General features: G+C 72.9%; 17 protein-coding genes and 1 riboswitch. Of the genes, 4 read left to right on the plus strand and 13 right to left on the minus strand.

Annotated elements, in window-relative coordinates; genetic code table 11:
• Positions 1-206: 206 nt before the first annotated feature.
• On the plus strand, positions 207-1,736 hold the full coding sequence (locus tag ACIP4P_RS33825; protein WP_400925048.1) for a UDP-N-acetylglucosamine 1-carboxyvinyltransferase: 1,530 nt from the start codon (positions 207-209) through the stop codon (positions 1,734-1,736).
• 31 nt (positions 1,737-1,767) lie between these two features.
• Here the strand turns inward: ACIP4P_RS33825 and ACIP4P_RS33830 are convergent, their stop codons facing one another.
• The 6 genes from ACIP4P_RS33830 to ACIP4P_RS33855 all read right to left on the minus strand — a co-directional run bounded on the left by ACIP4P_RS33830 (position 1,768) and on the right by ACIP4P_RS33855 (position 6,348).
• Positions 1,768-2,292, minus strand: a complete 525-nt coding sequence (locus ACIP4P_RS33830; protein ID WP_400925050.1) for a protein phosphatase — start codon at positions 2,290-2,292, stop codon at positions 1,768-1,770.
• 44 nt (positions 2,293-2,336) lie between these two features.
• Positions 2,337-2,837, minus strand: coding sequence for a DinB family protein (locus ACIP4P_RS33835; protein WP_400925052.1), 501 nt, complete (start codon positions 2,835-2,837; stop codon positions 2,337-2,339).
• 55 nt (positions 2,838-2,892) lie between these two features.
• Complete coding sequence (locus tag ACIP4P_RS33840; protein ID WP_400925054.1) at positions 2,893-3,660, minus strand: cobalt-precorrin-6A reductase; 768 nt, start codon at positions 3,658-3,660, stop codon at positions 2,893-2,895.
• On the minus strand, positions 3,657-4,418 hold the full coding sequence (cobM, locus tag ACIP4P_RS33845; RefSeq protein WP_350512754.1) for a precorrin-4 C(11)-methyltransferase: 762 nt from the start codon (positions 4,416-4,418) through the stop codon (positions 3,657-3,659). Before cobM ends, ACIP4P_RS33840 begins: the two co-directional genes overlap by 4 nt.
• Positions 4,415-5,653, minus strand: a complete 1,239-nt coding sequence (gene cbiE, locus ACIP4P_RS33850; RefSeq protein ID WP_400925057.1) for a precorrin-6y C5,15-methyltransferase (decarboxylating) subunit CbiE — start codon at positions 5,651-5,653, stop codon at positions 4,415-4,417. Before cbiE ends, cobM begins: the two co-directional genes overlap by 4 nt.
• A 206-nt stretch (positions 5,654-5,859) precedes the next feature.
• Positions 5,860-6,348, minus strand: coding sequence for a gamma-glutamylcyclotransferase family protein (locus ACIP4P_RS33855; protein WP_400925059.1), 489 nt, complete (start codon positions 6,346-6,348; stop codon positions 5,860-5,862).
• Between the two features lie 133 nt (positions 6,349-6,481).
• Here ACIP4P_RS33855 and ACIP4P_RS33860 point away from each other — a divergent pair, with 133 nt between their 5' ends.
• Positions 6,482-7,516 (plus strand): EamA family transporter, encoded by a 1,035-nt coding sequence (locus ACIP4P_RS33860; RefSeq protein ID WP_400925061.1) that lies wholly within the window; start codon positions 6,482-6,484, stop codon positions 7,514-7,516.
• Positions 7,517-7,612: 96 nt separating this feature from the next.
• Here the strand turns inward: ACIP4P_RS33860 and ACIP4P_RS33865 are convergent, their stop codons facing one another.
• The 6 genes from ACIP4P_RS33865 to ACIP4P_RS33890 form a co-directional block, all read right to left on the minus strand.
• Positions 7,613-8,176, minus strand: coding sequence for an EF-hand domain-containing protein (locus tag ACIP4P_RS33865; RefSeq protein ID WP_400925063.1), 564 nt, complete (start codon positions 8,174-8,176; stop codon positions 7,613-7,615).
• Between the two features lie 167 nt (positions 8,177-8,343).
• Positions 8,344-8,760, minus strand: coding sequence for a cytidine deaminase family protein (locus tag ACIP4P_RS33870; protein WP_400925065.1), 417 nt, complete (start codon positions 8,758-8,760; stop codon positions 8,344-8,346).
• A gap of 192 nt (positions 8,761-8,952) precedes the next feature.
• On the minus strand, positions 8,953-10,668 hold the full coding sequence (locus ACIP4P_RS33875) for a dipeptide ABC transporter ATP-binding protein (RefSeq protein WP_400925067.1): 1,716 nt from the start codon (positions 10,666-10,668) through the stop codon (positions 8,953-8,955).
• Positions 10,669-10,715: 47 nt separating this feature from the next.
• A complete protein-coding gene (locus ACIP4P_RS33880) occupies positions 10,716-11,708 on the minus strand; it encodes an ABC transporter permease (RefSeq protein ID WP_400925069.1) in 993 nt (330 codons plus the stop codon).
• A gap of 116 nt (positions 11,709-11,824) precedes the next feature.
• Positions 11,825-13,579 (minus strand): ABC transporter substrate-binding protein, encoded by a 1,755-nt coding sequence (locus ACIP4P_RS33885; RefSeq protein ID WP_400925071.1) that lies wholly within the window; start codon positions 13,577-13,579, stop codon positions 11,825-11,827.
• 89 nt (positions 13,580-13,668) lie between these two features.
• Positions 13,669-14,640: an ABC transporter permease gene (locus ACIP4P_RS33890; RefSeq protein WP_400925073.1), complete on the minus strand. Its 972-nt coding sequence runs from the start codon at positions 14,638-14,640 to the stop codon at positions 13,669-13,671.
• Positions 14,641-14,944: 304 nt separating this feature from the next.
• Positions 14,945-15,040: riboswitch (ZMP/ZTP riboswitch) on the plus strand.
• A 20-nt stretch (positions 15,041-15,060) separates the two neighbouring features.
• Here ACIP4P_RS33890 and ACIP4P_RS33895 point away from each other — a divergent pair.
• A complete protein-coding gene (locus tag ACIP4P_RS33895) occupies positions 15,061-16,527 on the plus strand; it encodes a glycine hydroxymethyltransferase (RefSeq protein ID WP_400925075.1) in 1,467 nt (488 codons plus the stop codon).
• A gap of 133 nt (positions 16,528-16,660) precedes the next feature.
• Here ACIP4P_RS33895 and ACIP4P_RS33900 read toward each other — a convergent pair whose 3' ends face one another.
• Entirely contained in the window at positions 16,661-18,094 is a 1,434-nt protein-coding gene (locus ACIP4P_RS33900; protein ID WP_400925077.1) for an aldehyde dehydrogenase family protein, read from the minus strand.
• A 649-nt stretch (positions 18,095-18,743) separates the two neighbouring features.
• Here ACIP4P_RS33900 and ACIP4P_RS33905 point away from each other — a divergent pair.
• Positions 18,744-19,718, plus strand: a complete 975-nt coding sequence (locus tag ACIP4P_RS33905) for a class I SAM-dependent methyltransferase (RefSeq protein ID WP_400925079.1) — start codon at positions 18,744-18,746, stop codon at positions 19,716-19,718.
• Positions 19,719-19,730: the final 12 nt, after the last annotated feature.

Genomic DNA, 19,730 nt, shown 5'->3' on the forward strand with positions numbered 1-19,730 from the left:
GCATCCCGGTGGCCCGGAACCGCCGGGGCCCTGGGCGGCGTCGAGTTGGGGGAGCGGTGCTCAGTCGGCCGGTGCAGGGGAGCCTCTGCAATACCGTCTGGTGATGTGAAGATCCGACACCCATACAGGGAGAGAAACGGACAAATGTAGCGCCGCGCCCACCCTTGATTCTGTCGCCATCTCAGCCATGAGATATGGTCTGCCGAGTGACAGGCGACTACCTCACCCGTATCGGCACCCTCATCCGTACCGCTCGCCAGCACCGCGGCTGGTCCCAGGCGCAGCTCGGCGAGGCACTCGGCACCAGCCAGAGCGCGGTCAACCGCATCGAACAGGGCAAGCAGAACGTCAGCCTTGAGATGATCGCTCGCATCGGCGACGCCCTCAACAGCGAGATCGTGTCCCTCGGCTACTCCGGCCCCATGCACCTGCGGGTCACCGGCGGCACCCGACTCTCCGGCTCCATCGACGTCCGCAGCAGCAAGAACGCCTGCGTCGCGATCCTGTGCGCCTCACTGCTGACCACCGGCCGCACCACGATCCGCAGCGTCGCCCGGATCGAGGAGGTCTACCGCATCCTCGAAGTGCTCACCAGCATCGGCGTCAAGAGCCGTTGGCTCAACGACGGCCGCGACCTCGAACTCACCCCGCCGGCCGAGCTCGACCTCGCCGCGATGGACGTCGAGGCCGCCCGCCGCACCCGCAGCGTGCTGATGTTCCTCGGCCCGCTGATGCACCGCGCCCAGCACTTCGCCATCCCGTACGCCGGCGGCTGCGACCTCGGCACCCGCACCGTCCAGCCGCACCTCACCGCGCTGCGCCGCTTCGGCCTGGAGGTCGCCACCACCGGCGGCGCCTACCACGCCTCGGTCGAGCCGGGCACCCCGATGGACCGCCCGATCGTGCTGACCGAGCGCGGGGACACCGTCACCGAGAACGCCCTGCTGGCCGCCGCGCGGCACGACGGCGTCAGCGTCATCCGCAACGCCTCGCCCAACTACATGGTCCAGGACCTCTGCTTCTTCCTGGAGAAGCTGGGCGTGAAGATCGAGGGCATCGGCACCACCACCCTCACCGTGCACGGCGTCCCGCAGATCGGCTGCGACGTCGACTACACCCCGGCCGAGGACCCGGTGGAGGCGATGAGCCTGCTCGCCGCCGCCGTGGTCACCTCCTCCGAGCTGACCATCCGCCGGGTGCCGATCGAGTTCCTGGAGATCGAACTCGCGGTGCTGGAGGGCATGGGCCTCGACTACGACCGGACCCCCGAGTACCGGGCCCACAACGGCCACACCCGGCTGGTCGACCTCACCGTGCGCCCCTCCAAGCTGACCGCGCCGATCGACACCATCCACCCGATGCCGTTCCCCGGCATCAACATCGACAACGTGCCGTTCTTCGCCGCCATCGCCGCGGCCGCGCACGGCACCACGATGATCCACGACTGGGTCTACGACAACCGCGCGATCTACCTGACCGAGCTGACCCGGCTCGGCGCGGACGTCAAGCTGCTCGACCCGCACCGCGTCCTGGTCCAGGGTCCGACCCGCTGGCGCGCCGCCGAGATGATGTGCCCGCCCGCGCTGCGCCCGGCCGTGGTCATCCTGCTCGCGATGCTCGCCGCCCAGGGCACCTCGGTGCTGCGCAACGTGTACGTCATCAACCGCGGTTACGAGGACCTCGCCGAGCGCCTCAACTCGATCGGCGCCCAGATCGAGACCTTCCGCGACATCTGACGGACCGTCAAGATCCCCTTGGGTCGAACTGTCAGTCCGCCGACCGGTCCGCGTCGCTGAGGCCGGTCAGCAGGATCGCCACGTCCAACCCGGTGTTCAGGTAGTCCACGAACACCGGGTTGTTCAGCGCCCAGGGCGACCGGCGCTCCAGGACCAGTCGGACCGCCCCGTCCGGTTCGTGCCCGAGGTGCACCAGCGCCTGCGCGGCCACCAGACCGGAGCGGTTGTAGCCGGAGCGGCAGCGCACCAGCGTCCGCCGGCCACGGCGCACGGCGGACGCGGTGAGCTCCGCCGCCTCCTGGACGGCGAGCAGCTGGCCGGGCGCGAGCGGGGCGTCCGGCACCTCCCGGACGACGTGTTCCACTCCGGCGGCCGGGCCGTGCCCGGGGAGCGTGAACAGGCTGACCACCAGGTCGAACTGCCGCCCGACGACCACCGGTTCCAGCTCGCCGCCGGGTGGGGTGCAGTAGTGCCCGCCCATCCAGAGGCCGGGGACGACCTCGTTCCAGGGCTCGGACGGCCCGGGGGTGCCCCGTTCCTTCTGGCAGGTCCGCATCCCTGCTCCTTCCAGCTCGCCGACGCGGCTGCTCGCCCGTGCGGCTACTCGCCCGTGCTGCCGTCGAGGTGCTCGCGCAGGAGGTCGGCGTGGCCGTTGTGGCGGGCGTACTCCTCGATCATGTGGGTGAGGATCCAGCGCAGCGAGAAGACCTCCTCGCCGTAGCGGCCCAGGACGTCCAACGACTCCGCGGCGGCGACGAGTTCCCGGGCGTGGTCGTACTCGCCGCGCCAGATCGCGAAGGCCTCCGCCGGGTCGGCGCTCTCGGCGTCGAACTCGGCGAAGCTGCCGTCGGGGTGTTTCCAGAAGCCGGGCCGGTCCTCGCCGTTGAGCACATTGCGGAACCAGCTGCGCTCCACCTCGGCGAGGTGGCGGACCAGTCCGAGCAGGGAGAGCCCGGAGGGCGCCAGTGCGGGGGTGCGCAGTTGTTCGGGGGTCAGGCCGGCGCACTTCATCGCCAGGGTGTCCCGCTGGTGGTCCAGGAAGCTTGCCAGGGTGGCCCGTTCGTCGGCCGTGCGCAGGGTGGTGGTGCGGTCGTCGGTCATCGCGCCATCCTGCCGGGCGGTCCGCCGGCCGACCGGCAATTCCACCAGGTGGGATCTACGCGGGCCGTTCCAGCCAGCGGACCGCCTGCTCGACGTCCGGCGCGACCGGCACCCCGTCCGGTACCGGTGGGCGCTCCACCACGACCACGGGCAGGCCGAGTTCACGCGCGGCGGTGAGCTTGGGGGCGGTCGCGGCGCCGCCGCTGTCCTTGGTGACGACCACGTCGATCCGGTGCTCGCGCAGCAGCGCCCGTTCGCCGTCGAGGGTGAACGGGCCGCGGTCCAGCAGGACGTCGAGTGAGGCCGGCAACGGCGGCTCGGGCGGGTCCACCGACCGGGACAGGAAGTGCAGTCGGTCCAGGTGGGCGAAGGCGGCGATGCCCTGTCGGCCGGAGCTGAGGAAGACCCTGCGCCCGAGGCCGGGCAGCAGCTCGGCCGCGGCCGCCAGCGAGGGGACGCGGTGCCAGCGGTCCCCGGCGACGGGGGCGAAACCGGGGCGGCGCAGCACCAGCAGCGGTACGCCGGTGGCGGCGGCCGCGAGGGCGGCGTTGTGCGACATCCCGGCGGCGAACGGGTGGGTGGCGTCCACCACGGCGTCCACGGCCTCGGTGCGCAGCCAGGCGGCCAGCCCGTCCGGGCCGCCGAAGCCGCCGATCCGCACGTCCCCGACGGGCAGCCGAGGTCGGGCGACCCGCCCGGCCAGCGAGCTGGTCACCCGCAGGCCCGGCCGCCCGTCCAGCGCCGCGGCGAGCGCCCGCCCCTCCGTCGTCCCGCCCAGGACCAGCACATGGGCGGGGAAGCGGCTCCGGCCGTCCCGGGTCATGCGCCGCAGGGCTCGTGCGGGCGCTCGCGGTCCGCCGAGTAGAGGTGGCTGTCGCGGAACTGCTCGGCGGCGAGGGTGCGGCCGACGAGGATGACGGCGGTGCGCACCACGCCCGCCGCCTTGACCTGCCCGGCGATGTCGGCCAGCGTGCCGCGCAGCACCAGCTCGTCCGGGCGGCTCGCCATCGCGACCACCGCGGTCGGGCAGTCGGCGCCGTAGTGCGGCAGCAGCTGCTCGACCACGTCGTCCACGTAACCGGCGGCCAGGTGCAGCACCAGCAGGGCGCCGCTGCGGCCGAGGGTGGCGAGGTCCTCGCCCTCCGGCATCGGGGTGGCGCGCTTGGCGATCCGGGTCAGGATGACGGTCTGGCCGACGGTCGGCACCGTCAACTCCCGCTTCAGCGCGGCCGCGGCGGCCGCGAAGGCGGGCACCCCGGGGACCACCTGGTACGGGACGCCGGCTGCGTCCAGCCTACGCATCTGCTCGGCGACGGCGGAGAAGACCGACGGGTCGCCGGAGTGCAGCCGGGCCACGTCCCGGCCCTGCTCGTGCGCGGCGACCAGCTCGGCGATGATCTGGTCCAGGGTGAGCTGCGCGGTGTCGACCAGCCGGGCGCCGGGCGGGCACTCGTCCAGCAGCTCGCGCGGGACGAGGCTGCCGGCGTACAGGCAGACCTCGGCCCGGGCCAGCAGGCGCTGGCCGCGCAGGGTGATCAGGTCGGCGGCGCCCGGGCCGGCTCCGATGAAGTAGACGGTCACGAGGCGTCCTCCTGAGGGGGGTTGTGCTTGACGGCGGACCACTGGGTGACCGGCATGGCCTGCCGCCACCCGGTGAAGCCACCCACCGGGACGGCGTGGGCGACGGCCAGCTTGACCAGCTCCCCGCCGTGCCGCCGGTACCACTCGGCGAGCAGCGCCTCGGACTCCAGCGTCACGGTGTTGGCGACCAGTCGGCCGCCCGGGCGCAGCGCGGCCCAGCAACTCTCCAGCAGGCCGGGGGCGGTGAGTCCGCCGCCGATGAAGACGGCGTCGGGGGTGGGGAGTTCGGCGAGCGCGTCGGGGGCGCGGCCGGTCACCACCCGGAGTCGGGGCACGCCGAGCCGGGCGGCGTTGTGCGCGATCCGCTCGGCCCGGACCGGGTCGCGCTCGATGCTGACGGCCTGGCAGTCCCGGTGGGCGCGCAGCCACTCGACGGCGATCGAGCCGGATCCGCCGCCGACGTCCCAGAGCAGTTCGCCGGGGGAGGGGGCGAGGGTGGCCAGGGTGGCGGCGCGGACGTGCCGCTTGGTGAGCTGGCCGTCGCTCTCGTACGCGTCGTCCGGCAGGCCGGGGACGAGCGAGCCGCGCGGACCGTCGCCGAGTTCGACGGCGATGAGGTTCAGCGGGGCGCCGGGCGGGTGCGGCCAGTCCTCGGCGCGGCCGTCGAGCCGGCGCTCCTCGGTGTGGCCGAGCTGCTCCAGCACGTGCAACCGGGCGGTGCCGAATCCGCGCTCGGTGAGCAGCGCGGCGACGGTGGCCGGGGTGGTGGCGTCGGCGCTGAGCACCAGCAGGCGGCGGCCGGGGTGGAGGGCGAGCGCGAGGGTGTCCAGCGGGCGTCCGACCAGGCTGACCACCTCGGTGGCCTCCAGCGGCCAGCCGAGCCGGGCGCAGGCGAGGGAGACGGCGGAAGGGTGCGGCAGGACGCGCAGCCGCTCGGCGCCGACGGTCTCGGCGAGGGCGCGGCCGATGCCGAAGAACATCGGATCGCCGCTGGCCAGCACGGCGAGGCGGTGGTCGGCGTGCTCGGCGAGCAGGCCGGGGACGGCCGGGCGCAGCGGGGAGGGCCAGGGGACCCGCTCGGCGGTGACCGCGTCGGTCGGGAGCAGTTCCAGCTGTCGGGGGCCGCCGATGACCACCTCGGCGGACTCCAGCGCGGCCCGGGAGGCGGCGGAGAGGCCGGACCAGCCGTCGGCCCCGATCCCGACGACGGTGATCGGAGGGGGCAGCTCGGGCACCGGGTGGCTCCTCGTGGTTCGTTCCTGCTGGCCGGGGCAGCCTACCTGGCCGGATCCGGGCGGACTCAGGCGAGGTGAGGGCAGCCGAGCAGCGGGCGACGACTTCCGGCGGGCGGCTTTCAGTGAACAGCTTTCGACGATCGACTTTCAGCTGACAACTTTCAGCGAACAGCTTTCAACATCTGAAATCCGTTCGCTGAAATCTGTCAGCTGTCACCCGTCACCGGCCCGCTCTCACCGGCCCGCCCCCACCGGTCCGCCCAGTCCCCCGAGGCGATCAGCGCCGGCCGGGCCCGGAGCCGGGCCTCGGCCGCCGGTCCGGCGAGGTAGACCCACGCCTCGCGCCGTTCGCCCGCCGCCGTCCGCACCGTCAACCGCCGGCGCACGTACAGTCCCGTACCGTCCGCCCGGCACTCCTCCAGCCGGTCCAGCGCCACGAGTGCCCCCGGGTACGCGTCCGGCCGTACGGTGATCAGCTCGCCGACGACCCGGCGCCCGGGGGCCGGGTCCGGCACCACGTACGGGAACCCCGGTCCGTCGTGCAGGGCCGCGCCGTCCAGCACCGCCGGACGGATCTCGGTGCAGCGCCCGGCCAGGTGGGCGGCATGGTTGTGGCCGCCGCTGCGCAGAGTGCCGTACACGAAGAACGGCAGCGTCGCCGCCCCGGCCGGTGGGGCCTGCTCGGACGCGGACACGGGTTCGACCTCCTCGCTGGGGGAGCGCCCACGGTACGTCCTGCCGATCGATCCGTGGAACCCACTGGCGCACGGGGCGGTCGATGCGCTGTCATATCGGATGTTCTGCCAGCACCGTCCTAGGGGGACACACATGACATCACCCGCCTCCCCGTCACCGGCAACGACCCCCGGGAGCACTCCTGCCGCCCCCAGTACCCCCGGTGGCACCGCCGCCCCCACCGCCCGCCTCTCCGGCGGGGTCTGGCTGGCCCTCGCGGTGGTCTACGTCGTCTGGGGCTCCACCTACCTCGCGATCCGGATCGCGGTCGAGACGATGCCCTCGTTCTTCTCCGCCGCCGCCCGCTTCCTCACCGCCGGCCTGCTGATGGTCGGCTTCCTGCTGATCCGCCAGGGCCCGGCCGCCCTGCGGGTGAGCGGCCGCCAGCTGGCCTCCGCCGCGTTGGTCGGCCTCCTGCTGCTGACCGGCGGCAACGGCCTGGTGGTGCTCGGCGAGACCTCCGTCCCGTCCGGACTGGCCGCGCTGCTGGTGGCGGCCGTCCCGCTCTGGATGGTCGTGCTGACGGCCTTCGGCGGCGGCGAGCGCCCGAAGCCCGCCGAGCTCGCCGGGGTGCTGCTCGGCCTGGTGGGCCTCGGAGTGCTGTCCGCCCCCGCGATCGGCGGGTCGATCAAGCCGCTCGGGGTGATCGTGATCATCAGCGCCACGCTGTGCTGGGCGTCCGGTTCGTTCGTCAGCAAGAAGCTGCCGATGCCGGGCAACGTGCTCGCCGCGAGCGCCTACCAGATGCTGGCCGGCGGCCTCGCCGACCTGGCGGTCGGACTGGCCCGCGGCGAGCAGCACGGGCTCGACCTCGGGGCGATCTCCGGCCGGTCCTGGCTGGCCCTGGGCTACCTGGTGCTGTTCGGTTCGCTGCTGGCCTTCACCGCGTACTCCTGGCTGCTGCGCTCCGCCCCGCTGACCCTGGTCGGCACCTACGCGTACGTGAACCCGGTGGTCGCGGTGCTGCTGGGCTGGCTGATCCTGGCCGAGCCGCTGACCGGGCCGACGCTGGCGGGCGGGGCGATCGTGGTGGTCGGGGTGTGCCTGGTGGTGAGCGTCAGTCGACGCCCGGGCCAGCAGGGCGCGGGGAAGCGGCGTCCCAGGTGGGGGCGGTCCGCTGGTAGCTGAGCTCGGTCCCGGGCCGCGCGGAGCGGCCCGGGCGGCAGCAGTCGACCTGTAGACCGGCCGGTCGGTCTACAGGTCCGGTCGACCCGTACCAGCAGGTCAGAACGCGTGCGGCGGCTTTCCGGTCCACCAGTTCCCCGGCGCCTCCGGGTCACGGCTGGTCCAGTACTCGACGATCGCGCCGATGAACTCGGCCGCCGACAGCGTTCCGTCCCCGTCGCGGTCGAGGTGGCGGAAGGCCTCGTCGGCGTCGTCGCGGCAGAGGCCGGCGAAGTGGCCGCGCTGGAAGACGAAGAACTCGCCGGCGTCCACCGTCCCGCTGCGGTCCGCGTCGGCGACGGCGAGGAAGGCCTCGGCCAGTGCGCCGATGGTCTCCTGGGCGGCGACCGGGTCGTCGGCGAGCGCGCCGGTCGAGGCGACGAACTGCTCGCGGGTGATCGCCTCCGTTCCGGTGGACCGGCCGGTCAGGTGCAGGTCGTGCCAGATGGTCAGGTAGGCGCGGACGATGGCCGCCTCCGCCTCCGAGCCCTCCTGGTGACCGAGCGAGCGGGCGACCGAGTGGCCCATCAGTACGTGGTCCCGCTCGGTGAGCAGCCCGTCCCCGTCGGCATCGAGGTGGTCGAAACCGTGATTGATCTTTGCGATGAGCAGGTTGTCCGACAATGTGCCCCCTCCGGTGGCGATCCCCGCGGTGCGTTGAGCGACGTCACGTCGCCAGCACGCTAACGCCTTGAGCCACGCCCGCGCATCCGAACGAGGGGCGAACAATTGCCCCCGTACCGCACTTCCCGCCCGCAGGTCCCGCCCGCACTCGCCGTCCCGCGCCAGGCTCAGTCCTCCTGGTGGTCGGCCCAGACGTACGTCGCCGGCAGCAGCTCCGGTATCGGGAAGGTGCGCAGGCCGGAGCCCTCCCCGACGATGACGCCGACCTTCGGGAAGTAGTCGAGCAGCACCTGCCGGCAGCGCCCGCAGGGGGGAATCACCCCGCGTTCGCGGTCGCCGACCGCCACCACGGTGGTGAGGTCGTACGCCCCCTGGCCCGCGGCCGCCCCGATCAGCACCAGTTCCGCGCACGGGCCGCCGGTGAAGTGGTAGACGTTCACCGCCGTGATGATCCGCCCGTCGGCGTTGCGCCCGGCCGCCGCGACGGTGTGGTTGTCGCCCCGCGAGTACCGCCGGGCCACTTCGAGGGCCGCCTCGACGAGCTCCTGGTCGACGGCCTCACGGTCGTCGGCCGCGTGATCCACGGCCGCGTGATCCACGGCCGTGTGATCGACGGTCGTGTGATCGACGGTCGTGTGATCGACGGCCTCGTGATCGATACCGGACATCATCCTCAGTCCCTCCTGGTCAAACCCGAAACACTTCGAGCATGACCGTTCGGGTCCCGATCGTGCCAACCATTTGGGTGAACCCCTTCTCCGGCGGCCCCGCTGCCCTCAGTGCACCGCCGCCAGCAGCTCCCGGGTGTACTCGGTGTGCGGTGCGCCGAACAGCCGGTCCCGGTCGGCCGACTCGACCAGCCGCCCCCGGTGCATGACCGCCACCCGGTCGCAGAAGTGCCGCACCACCGCGAGGTCGTGCGAGACGAACAGGAAGGCGACCCCGAGTCGCTCGCGCAGCTCCATCAGCAGGTTGAGCACCTGCGCCTGCACCGACACGTCGAGCGCCGAGACCGGCTCGTCCGCGATGATCAGGCGCGGCTCGGGGGCCAGCGCCCGGGCGATGCCGATCCGTTGCCGCTGCCCGCCGGAGAACTCGTGCGGGTAGCGGTCCAGGTGCGCGGCGGACAGCCCGACCTGTTCCAGCAGCTCGGCGGACCGCTCCCGCCGCTGCGCCGCGTCCAGCGCCGTGTGCAGGCGCAGCGGGGTGTCGAGGGTCTGGCCGACGGTACGGCGCGGGTTGAGCGAGGCGTACGGGTCCTGGAACACCAGCTGGATCTCCCGGCTGAGCCGCCGCCGCAGCTCCCGGTCCGGGCGGGTGACGTCCTGGCCGTCGTACCGCACCCGCCCACCGGTGGGCCGCTGCAGTCCGGCCAGCACCCGGGAGGTGGTGGACTTCCCGGAGCCGGACTCGCCTACCAGTCCGAGGGTCTCGCCCGGCGCGATCCGCAGGCTGACCTCGTCGACCGCCCGGACCGGCTCGGCCCGCAGCGAGGGGAGGCGCCGCCGTCCGGGGAAGTGCACCGAGAGCTGCTCCACCTCGACCAGCCACCGCCCCGGCCGCTCGGCCGCCCCCGCACCCGCCCCGGTCCCAGTGTCCGCCCCCGCCACAGCCCCGGTCCCCGCCACGGGCCTGGGCGCGAACACCCGCGACGGTGACGGATCGTCAACTGTCGGCAGTGCAGTGCCCGGTACGGAATCCAGCCGCAACGCCGCCCCCACCAGCGCACGGGTGTACGGCCGGCGCGGGGCGACCAGCAGCTCGCCGGTCGGCGCGGACTCCACCTCGGCCCCGCCGCGCAGCACCAGGGTGCGGTCCGTCGTCCCCGCGACCACCCCGAGGTCATGGCTGACCAGCAGGACGGCCGTGCCGTGCTCGCGCTGCAACTCGCCCAGCAGGTCCAGGACCTGCCGCTGGACCCGGGCGTCCAGCGCGGTGGTCGGCTCGTCCGCGATCAGCAGTCGGGGGTCGTTCATCAGCGCCATCGCGATCATCACCCGCTGCCGCATCCCGCCGGAGAACCGGTGCGGATGGTCGCGCAGCCGGGCGGCCGGGATGCCGACCCGGTCGAGCATCGCGGCCGCCCGGCGCCGGGCCTCGGCGCGTCCGGCCCCCGGGTGGTGCAGCCGGTACATCTCGGCGAGTTGGGCGCCGACGCCGTGGAAGGGGCTGAGCGAGGTGAGCGCGTCCTGGAAGACCAGCGCGGCCCGGCCGCCCCGCACCCCGCGCAGCACCGACTCCCCGGCGCCGACCAACTCCTGTCCGTCGAGCCGGATCGAGCCGCTGACGGTGGTGGTCCGCGGGTCGTGCAGGCCGAGGACGGCCAGTCCGACGGTGGACTTCCCGGAGCCCGACTCGCCCACCAGGCCCAGGACTTCACCCGCGGCGAGGTCGAAGGAAAGGCCCCGGACGGCGGTCACCGGGTCGCCGCCGCGCGGATCGGCGAACGTCACCGTGAGGTCCCGCACGCTGAGCACCGGCTCGGCATCCATCGCGCAACCCTTCTGGGAATCAAGAGACTTCATCGAATCGGTTCCCCTCAGCTCAGTCGGATGCGCGGGTCGAGCCAGGCCACCGCCAGGTCCGCCAGCGCGACGAACAGCACCACGAAGCAGGCGGCCAGCAGCACCGTGCCGACCACGGCCGGCAGGTCCTGTCCGGACACGGCCTGGGCGGCGAACCGCCCGATCCCGTTCAGCCCGAACACCGTCTCGGTGATCACCGCCCCGCCGAGCAGCACCCCGGCCTCCAGGCCGAGCAGTTGCACCAGCGGCCCGGCGGCGCCGCGCGAGGTGTACTTCAGATGGGCACGCAGCCGTCCCAGCCCCTTGGCGCGGGCGGTCCGGACGTACTCCTCGTTCATCGTCTCCAGCAGCTGGGAGCGCGAAAGCCGGGCGAACACGGCCGAGTTGACGAAACCGAGGACGAGCCAGGGGAGCAGCATCCCGCCCGCCCAGGCGGCCGGGTCCTTGCCCGGCGGGGTGTAGGAGGGCAGCGGCAGCAGGCCCGTCGAGTACACCAGCGCCCACTGCGCGACGTACCCGAGGAAGTAGATCTGCACGCTCGCGCCGACCAGGGTGAAGCCGGAGAGCAGCCGGTCGGTGCGGCGGCCGTGCCGCAGCGCCGAGACGAACCCGGTGCCGAGGCCGAGCACCAGCAGGACGGCGAGCGCCCCGGCGGTCAGCGAGAAGGTGACCGGCAGGTGGTCGGCCAGCGCCTCGGCGACGGGCTGGTGCAGTCGGTAGGAGTACCCGAGGCAGGGGGCCGCGCAGTGGATGACCGAGCCGTCCACGTCGTTGATGTCCCGCCCGGCCACCACGCCGACCAGGTAATCGGTGTACTGGGCGAGCAACGGCTGGTCCAGGCCCATGCTCTGGCGCACCGCGGCGATCTGCCCGCTGTCGCAGCGCGGGCCGCAGGCGGCCCGGGCCGGGTCGGCGGGCGCGGCGTAGAACAGGGCGAAGGCGGCGGCGGAGACCGTGACCAGGACGCCGAGCGCCTGGAGGGTCCGCCGCAGGGCGAAGGAGAGCATGGCCGATCCGGGGTCGACGGGACGGGGGAGGAAGGCGGTGGAAGCGGTGCAAGCGGTGGAGGTGGCCGAGGCGGTGGGGATCCGGCCCGGGTCCCCACCGCCTCAGGTGTTCGGACTCAGGACTTCAGATACAGCCAGGTCAGCCCGACCGTCCCGTAGATCGGGTGGATGAACGCCCCGCCGACGTTGTTGCCGCGCAGCTGAGTGGTGGTCGGGTAGGCGAAGGGCAGCACCGGCAGGTCCTTCATCACGGTCTGCTCCAGCGCGTACAGCTCCTTGGCCTTGGCGCGCGGCTCGCCGATCTGGTTGATCCGGTCGATCTCCTTGTCGACCTCCGGGTTGCGGTAGCGCGCGGAGTTGACGTCGCCGCCGGCCCGGCCGTCGAAGGAGAACGGGATCAGGGTGGACGGGGTCGGCCAGTCGACCGAGCTGGTCTCCTCGAACAGGTCGTACGGCGAGTCGGCGCGGTGCACCTCGTCCAGGTAGGCCTTGGGGTCGATCGGCTTGGGCACCACGGTCAGACCCGCCTTGGCGAAGCCGTCCACCAGCACCTGGGCGACCCGCTGCCCGTTCGGGGTGTTCTTGTACGCGTAGGTCAGGCTCGCCGGCGCCTGCTTGGCCTTGGCGAGCTCGGCCTTGGCGGCCTCCGGGTCGCCCTCGGGCTTGGCCGGGTAGAGGTCGTACTTCTGCCAGTCGATCAGCGCCGGCGAGCTGAGCGTGCTGGCCAGCTCGCCGATCCGGGAACCGCCCTGCACCTGCCGGGCCTGCTGGCGCGGGTAGGCCAGGTTCAGCGCCTTGCGCACCTCGACGTCCGGCACCCGCTCGTTGTTGACCACCAGCTGGGTGACGAAGGCGCCCTGGCGGCCGGAGACGACGAGTTCCTTCGCCTTGGGGTCGGTGTCGGCGGTCTGGTACAGCTCGGGGGAGAGGGTGTCGGCGGCGGTGGTGGCGTCGGCGCCGCCGTCGCGCCCGGAGAGGATCTGCTGGTTGAGGTTGAGCGTCTCCTTGCCGTAGGTGAACACGAACTTGTCCGGGTACTGGTTGCGGACCGGGTCGGTCTCCGCCTTCCAGGCCGGGTTGCGCTCCAGCACCATGCGGGTGTTCTGGACGTGCTCGACGATCCGGTACGGGCCGGTGGCGAACGGCAGCCGGTCGTAGCCCGTCCCGGTGTCCTTGTCCCGGCGCACCGGCGAGGAGGAGGACTGGGCGGCCATGTACGGCACGTCGGCCTGCGGCTGCGGGAAGTGGAAGACGACGGTGCGCGCGTCCGGGGTCTCGATCGCGTCGAGGTCACCGGACTGCGGACCGGCGTACTTGGCCCGCGCCGACTCGTAGTCGGGCGCACCGGTGAGCCACTGCGGCCAGTACGGCGGGCCGACCTCGTAGCCCTTGCCGAAGGTGCGCTCGATGCCGTACTTGACGTCCTGGGCGGTGATCGGCTTGCCGTCCTCCCAGGCCACGCCCTCCTTGAGCCGGTACGTCCAGGTGCGCCCGCCGTCGGTCGCGGTGCCGGTGTCGGTGGCCAGGTCGCCGACCAACCTGGCCTTGCCGTCCACGATCTGATACTGCGTCAGCTGGCGGCCCCAGAGCAGCGAGGCGTTGTAGGCGGCGCCGGCGTAGACCTTCTGCGGGTCCAGGTGGCGGAACTCGACGCTGTTGTACACGTTCACCGTGCCGCCCGGGCGGGCGCCGGGGACGGCCGGGGCGGGGCCGGCGCTGTCCTTCTCGGTGCCGAGCGCGGCGGTCAGCGGGGAGGTCTCCTTGGCGGGGGCCCCGCCCGCGGCGGAGCCGGTGCTGCCCGCGCCGGCCGAGCAGGAGGTCGCCAGCAGGGCGGTGGCGATGACGGCGAGCGACGGTCTGGTCCAGCGCATGGCGAGATTCCTCAGGAGTGGTCGAGCGGGCGGGAAGGGAGAGAGAAAGGGAAGGGAAGGGAAGGGGAGAACAGACGGAGGGCGGCGGTTCAGCGGCCGCGACGCGGGTCCAGCGCGTCCCGGACGGCGTCGCCGAGCAGGTTGAAGGCGAGCACGAACAGCAGCAGCGCCGCGCCGGGGAAGACCAGGTAGGTCGGGTCGGCCTGGAACACCTCCGAGCCGCGCGCGATCATCCGGCCCCAGTCGGGGACGGGCTCGGTGACGCCGACGCCGAGGAAGGACAGCGCGGCCTCGGAGGCGACGAAGGTCGGCACCGCCATGGTGGCGTGCACCAGCAGCTGGGAGCGGACGTTCGGCAGCAGTTCGTGGACGACGACATGGAACCGGCTCGCCCCCTGCGCCCGGGCGGACTGCACGAAATCCCTTTCCCGGAGCGATCGGACGGTGGCCCGGAGGGAAAGCGCGAGCGGAATCCAGCCGAACGCGGAGAAGACCAGGATCAGCACCAGGAACTGCATCCACTCCGGCTCCGCGGTGCCCGGGTCGACCAGTCGGGACTGGATGACCGGGCTCAGTGCGAGCAGCAGGAGCAGCGTCGGAAAGGCCAGCAGCACATTGGCGAGAAAGCCGAACAACCGGTCCGCGATTCCGCCGAGATAACCGACCGCGACCCCGGCCAGCACGCCGAGCGTGGTGGTCACGGCGGCCGCCGCGAGGGCGATCAGCAGTGAGGTGCGGATGCCGTAGAGCAGCTGGGTGAACACGTCCCGGCCGAGGCCCGGTTCCAGGCCGAACCAGAACTCGCCGGAGATCCCGCCGTTCGGCAGCATCGGCAGGCCGCCGTCGCTGAGCAGGCCCGGAGCGTTCTGGCCGTAGTGCTCGACCGGGTTCTTGCCGTACAGGGCGGCGATCAGCGGAGCGGCGAGGGCGAGCACCAGGAACAGCAGCACGACGGCGGCCGCGACGGCGCCGGTCGGGTCGCGCAGGATCCGGCGCGGCAGGCTCGGGGCGGCGGGCCCGGAGGCCGTGCCGGAAACTGCGACTGTGTCGACCGCTGCCATGAGAGGCGTACTCCCCGAATTCTCCGCCGCCCCATGGGTGAGGGTGCGCTGGTGGGCATTTCCGAACCGTCCCCAGGGGTTTCCCGGCGGCCGTTCGAGCGCCATCAGATCGGATACGTCCGAGGTTCCGCAAATCATCGGAAGGCGCTCCGATGGAATTCCTTCGGCACTGTTTCGGGAATTGTGGCGGCTTCATTTCGCCGCAACACGGCCGTTGCAGGAGAACGGACATAACGCCGTGAACCGGGCGGCCCGTTCCGCATTCTGAGACCTCCGCCACAGTCCCCGGGGTGTTGGTACGATCCCGGTGGACCGCGACTGGCGCGTAGGGATGGAATCGACCATCGGGAAGCGGTCCCGTGAATCCTCACGTCGGTTGCCGAGCGCCTGGGCCACCCGCATCCCCGTCAGGAGACCGCCATGGCCCAGCACGAGCAGACACCCCACACCGCCGCCGCCCCCGCGGCCGACATCGCCTTCCGCAGCGCCCTGGACGTCGTGGCCGGCGTCGAGCCGCGGATCGCCGCCGCCATCGGCCGGGAGCTGGAGGACCAGCGCGCCTCGCTGAAGCTGATCGCCAGCGAGAACTACGCCTCCCCGGCCGTGCTGCTCGCCATGGGCAACTGGCTCAGCGACAAGTACGCCGAGGGCACCGTCGGCCGGCGCTTCTACGCCGGCTGCCGCAACGTCGACACCGTCGAGGCGATCGCCGCCGAGCACGCCCGCGAGCTGTTCGGCGCCCAACACGCCTACGTCCAGCCGCACTCGGGCATCGACGCCAACCTCACCGCGTTCTGGGCCGTACTGTCCCAGCGGGTCGAGAGCCCGGCCCTGGAGCGCGCCGCGGTCCGCAACGTCAACGACCTCACCGAGCAGGACTGGGCCGAACTGCGCCAGCAGCTCGGCAACCAGCGGATGCTCGGCATGTCCCTGGACACCGGCGGCCACCTCACCCACGGCTTCCGCCCCAACATCTCGGGCAAGATGTTCGAGCAGCGCAGCTACGGCACCGACCCGGCCACCGGCCTGATCGACTACGACGCGCTGCGCGAGACCGCCCGCGAGTTCCGCCCGCTGATCCTGGTGGCCGGCTACTCCGCGTACCCGCGCCTGGTGGACTTCCGTCGGATGCGGGAGATCGCGGACGAGGTCGGCGCGACCCTCATGGTCGACATGGCGCACTTCGCCGGCCTGGTCGCGGGCAAGGTGCTGACCGGCGACCACGACCCGGTGCCGCACGCCCACATCGTCACCACGACCACCCACAAGTCCCTGCGCGGCCCGCGCGGCGGCATGGTGCTCAGCACCACCGAACTGGCCGAACACGTCGACCGCGGCTGCCCGTTGGTGCTCGGCGGCCCGCTCTCCCACGTGATGGCCGCCAAGGCCGTCGCCCTCGCCGAGGCCCGCCGCCCGGAGTTCCGGGCCTACGCCCAGGCCGTGGTCGACAACGCCCGGGCGCTCGCCGAGGGCCTGCTGCGCCGCGGCGGCAAGCTGGTCACCGGCGGCACCGACAACCACCTGGTGCTCGCCGACGTCTCCGGCTACGGCCTGACGGGCCGTCAGGCCGAGGCGGCGCTGCTCGACTCGGGCATCGTCACCAACCGCAACTCCGTCCCCCAGGACCCGAACGGCGCCTGGTACACCTCGGGCGTGCGCCTGGGCACCCCGGCGCTCACCACCCGTGGCCTGGGCACCGGCGAGATGGACGAGATCGCCGCCCTGATCGACACCGTCCTGCGTGGCACCACGCCGACCGCCGCTGCCAGCGGTGCCCCGTCCAAGGCGAACTACGCCCTCGACGAGGCCCTCCGCGATGGCGTGGCCAAGCGCGCCGCCGACCTCCTCGCGCCCTTCCCGCTCTACCCGGGCGTCGACCTGGTCTGACCTCCCCGGGCCCGAACCCGGGGCCGCCGACGCCGAGTTCGGCAGCCCCGGGTCGACCCGACCGGTAGCGCGGGCAGTACCGCGTCCGGCGCCTTGGCCAGGACCGCGCTCGGCAGCGTGGCCGGTACCGCGGCTAGTACTGCAGCGACTTGTACTGGAGGAACTCCTCCAGCCCGTACCGGCCCAGCTCCCGGCCGAGCCCGGAGCTCTTGTAACCGCCGAACGGCGCAAGGGGGTTGAAGCGGCCCCCGTTGAGGTCGACCTGGCCGGTGTCGAGCCGGCGGGCGAAGGCGGCGGCGATCTCGGTGTTCGCCGCCCAGACGCCGCCCGCCAGCCCGTAGACCGTGCCGTTGGCGATCTCGACGGCGTGCTCCTCGTCGCGGTAGGCGATGATGCTCAGCACCGGGCCGAAGATCTCCTCCTGGGCCACCGCCAGGTCCGGGGTGACGTCGGCGAGGACGGTCGGGCGGACGTAGAAGCCGGCCGGGAGTCCGGGCAGCGGCTCCGGACCGCCGGCCACCGGCCGGGCGCCCTGCGCGAGCGCGTCCTCCAGGTAGCCGCGGACCCGCTCCAGCTGCCGGGCGTTGACCAGCGGACCGACCCGGGTCTGCGGGTCGGTCGGGTCGCCCGGCAGGTACTTCTCGGCGGCCTTGGCGGCGATCCCGACCGCCTCCTCGTACTGGTCCTGGTGGACCAGCAGCCGGGTCCACGCGCTGCACGTCTGGCCGGAGTTGGCGAAGACGTTGGCGACGTTCACGTTCACCGCCCGGGCCAGGTCGGCGCCCGGCAGCACCACGTTGGCGGACTTCCCGCCCAGTTCCAGGGCGACCCGCTTCAGCCCCCGCCCGGCCGTCTCGGCGACCTGCCGGCCGACCGTCGTCGAGCCGGTGAAGGACACCACGTCCACCTCCGGGTGGGCGACGAGCGCCGCACCCGCGACCGCGCCGGTGCCGGTCACCAGGTTGAACACCCCTGCGGGGAAGCCGGCTTCGTCCACCAGCCGGGCGAACAGCCGGGCCACCAGCGGGGTGTCCTCGGCCGGCTTCAGCACCACCGGACAACCGGCCGCCAGCGCCGGGACGACCTTGGCCACGATCTGGTGCAGCGGGTAGTTCCACGGCGTGACCGCCGCGACCACCCCGGCCGGCTCGGCGAGCACCACCGAGTTGCCGATCCGCTCCTCGAAGGGGTGCTCGGCCAGCAGCGTCAGGTACGAGGTCGTCACGGTCAGCGGCAGCCCGGCGTGCACGGCCCCGGCGAAGCCGACCGGGGCGCCCAACTCGGCGACCACGGTGGCGGTGATCTCGGCCTGGGCGGCGGCGATCCCGTCCCGCAGCCGGGTCAGCAGCGCGATCCGCTCCTCGCGCGAGGTGGCGGCCCAGCCGCGGGCGGCCCGGCGGGCCGCGGCCACCGCGGCGTCGACGTCGGCCGCCGCACCGGCCGGTACGGTGGCGAGCACCCGCTCGGTCGCCGGGTTCAGCACGGCGATCGATCCGGAGTCCCGGGAGGGCCGCCAGGCACCGTCGATGTACTGGTCGCCGTACTCCGCGTACTCCTGCTCCTGCACGGGGGGCCGTCCTCTCAGCTGGTCAGGCGTCTTAACTAACAGCGCTAGTAAGTAGCTCAGTCAAGGCGGCCGGGCGGCCGCGCGCAAGAGCCAATCCCGCCGAGCGGACCGGTCGGTTACCCCCGGGCGAACCGTGCGGTGCACTCGTCGAACGGTTCCGGTCGCCCACGACGCCGGCCGCCACCGCCGGCCACCGCCGACCGTCGTCGGCGCCGGCAACTCGGCGGCCGCCGTGGCCTCCTGAGCGTCCATCCGGCCACCCGCGAGCAAGGCCACCCGCGAGCAAGGCCACCCGCGACGTAGACCGCCTGCGGCCAAGGCTGCGCGCGACCAGGACCATCCGCAGGCCCGGTGACACGGAGCGACGGAGCGGGGCGGAACGGATCATCGCCGCCCACCGGACCGGGGTTCAGGTCCGGCCGCGGACCCGCCGGTACGGCCCGTCGGGAATTCGTGGGCTCCGGGGCCTCCTCAGCGCCCCGGCACCCGCTGTAGATTGCAGCTCCCTCCGTGGTGGGGCCTACTGTCGGGGGAGGGTCGACGCATGGGCGGTCGCGGGCCCGGTACATCTCGGTGGCCGGGCGGGCCGCCGCCGCGTCGAGGCGTGGCTGAGAACCCGCAGGTCATCCGTACCGCTAAGGAGCATCCCGTGACCGACACCGCGTTGAGGGGCGAATCGCAGCAGCCCGACGGACCAGCCGTGTTGGAGGACGTACCGGGATGGTTCTGGGACCACGACCGGCACTCCTTCGAGTGGTTCCTCGGGCGGCAGGCCAAGGACGGTGTCACCGGTGACCTGATGGAGCTGGGGGCCTACCTCGGTCGCAGCGCGATCGTGATCGGCGAGTACCTCAACCCCGGCGAGACCTTCACGGTCTGTGACCTGTTCGACTCGGACGCGCCGGACGACGAGAACTCCTCCGAGATGAACATCTCCTACCGGAAGACGCTGACCCGCTCGGCCTTCGAGACCAACTACCTGGCCTTCCACGAGGAACTGCCGGAGATCATCCAGGCCCCGACCTCGGTGCTGGCGGGCGGACGGGTCCCGGCCGGGGCGTACCGCTTCATCCACATCGACGCCTCGCACCTCTACGAGCACGTGGCGGACGACCTCCGGGTGGCCCGGACGGCGCTCCAGGAGCAGGGCGTCGTGGTGCTGGACGACTACCGCGCCCAGCACACCCCGGGCGTCGCGGCCGCGACCTGGGAGGCGGTGTTCAACCACGGCCTCAAGCCGATCATGCTCACCGAGTGCAAGTTCTACGGCACCTGGGGCGACCCGGAGCCGTTCCAGCGCGACCTGCTCGACCGGGTGGACCTCGCGTCCGGCTGTTACCTGAGCACCGAGACCCTGAACGGCCGGCAGCTGCTGCGGATGACCGGCGACTCGACGGGCATCGGGCCGTTCCGCGGCTCCCGTCACGTGCAGCGGCTGGGCGGCGGGCACCCCGAGTCCCGCGGCTCGCTGCGGACGGCCCAGGACGAGGCCGCGCTCGACCTCGCGGTCCGCCGCGCCCGCGCCGCCGAGGCCCGCCGCCCGGTCAACGTCGCCAAGCGCGCCGCCAGGGACCTGCTGCCCCCGGTCGTCACCTCCGCGATCCGCCGCGCCCGCCGAGGCTGACGCCGGACGGTC

The sequence above is a fragment of the Kitasatospora sp. NPDC089509 genome, assembly GCF_044749365.1.
In the GTDB taxonomy this organism is placed as follows: domain Bacteria; phylum Actinomycetota; class Actinomycetes; order Streptomycetales; family Streptomycetaceae; genus Kitasatospora.

Bases quoted from the DNA above. Each gene is read 5' to 3' on its own strand.
- ACIP4P_RS33830 (WP_400925050.1), bottom strand. From the start codon at position 2,292: ATGCGGACCTGCCAGAAGGAACGGGGCACCCCCGGGCCGTCCGAGCCC.
- ACIP4P_RS33835 (WP_400925052.1), bottom strand. From the start codon at position 2,837: ATGACCGACGACCGCACCACCACCCTGCGCACGGCCGACGAACGGGCC.
- ACIP4P_RS33840 (WP_400925054.1), bottom strand. From the start codon at position 3,660: ATGACCCGGGACGGCCGGAGCCGCTTCCCCGCCCATGTGCTGGTCCTG.
- ACIP4P_RS33860 (WP_400925061.1), top strand. From the start codon at position 6,482: ATGACATCACCCGCCTCCCCGTCACCGGCAACGACCCCCGGGAGCACT.
- ACIP4P_RS33875 (WP_400925067.1), bottom strand. From the start codon at position 10,668: ATGGATGCCGAGCCGGTGCTCAGCGTGCGGGACCTCACGGTGACGTTC.
- ACIP4P_RS33880 (WP_400925069.1), bottom strand. From the start codon at position 11,708: ATGCTCTCCTTCGCCCTGCGGCGGACCCTCCAGGCGCTCGGCGTCCTG.
- ACIP4P_RS33885 (WP_400925071.1), bottom strand. From the start codon at position 13,579: ATGCGCTGGACCAGACCGTCGCTCGCCGTCATCGCCACCGCCCTGCTG.
- ACIP4P_RS33890 (WP_400925073.1), bottom strand. From the start codon at position 14,640: ATGGCAGCGGTCGACACAGTCGCAGTTTCCGGCACGGCCTCCGGGCCC.
- ACIP4P_RS33895 (WP_400925075.1), top strand. From the start codon at position 15,061: ATGGCCCAGCACGAGCAGACACCCCACACCGCCGCCGCCCCCGCGGCC.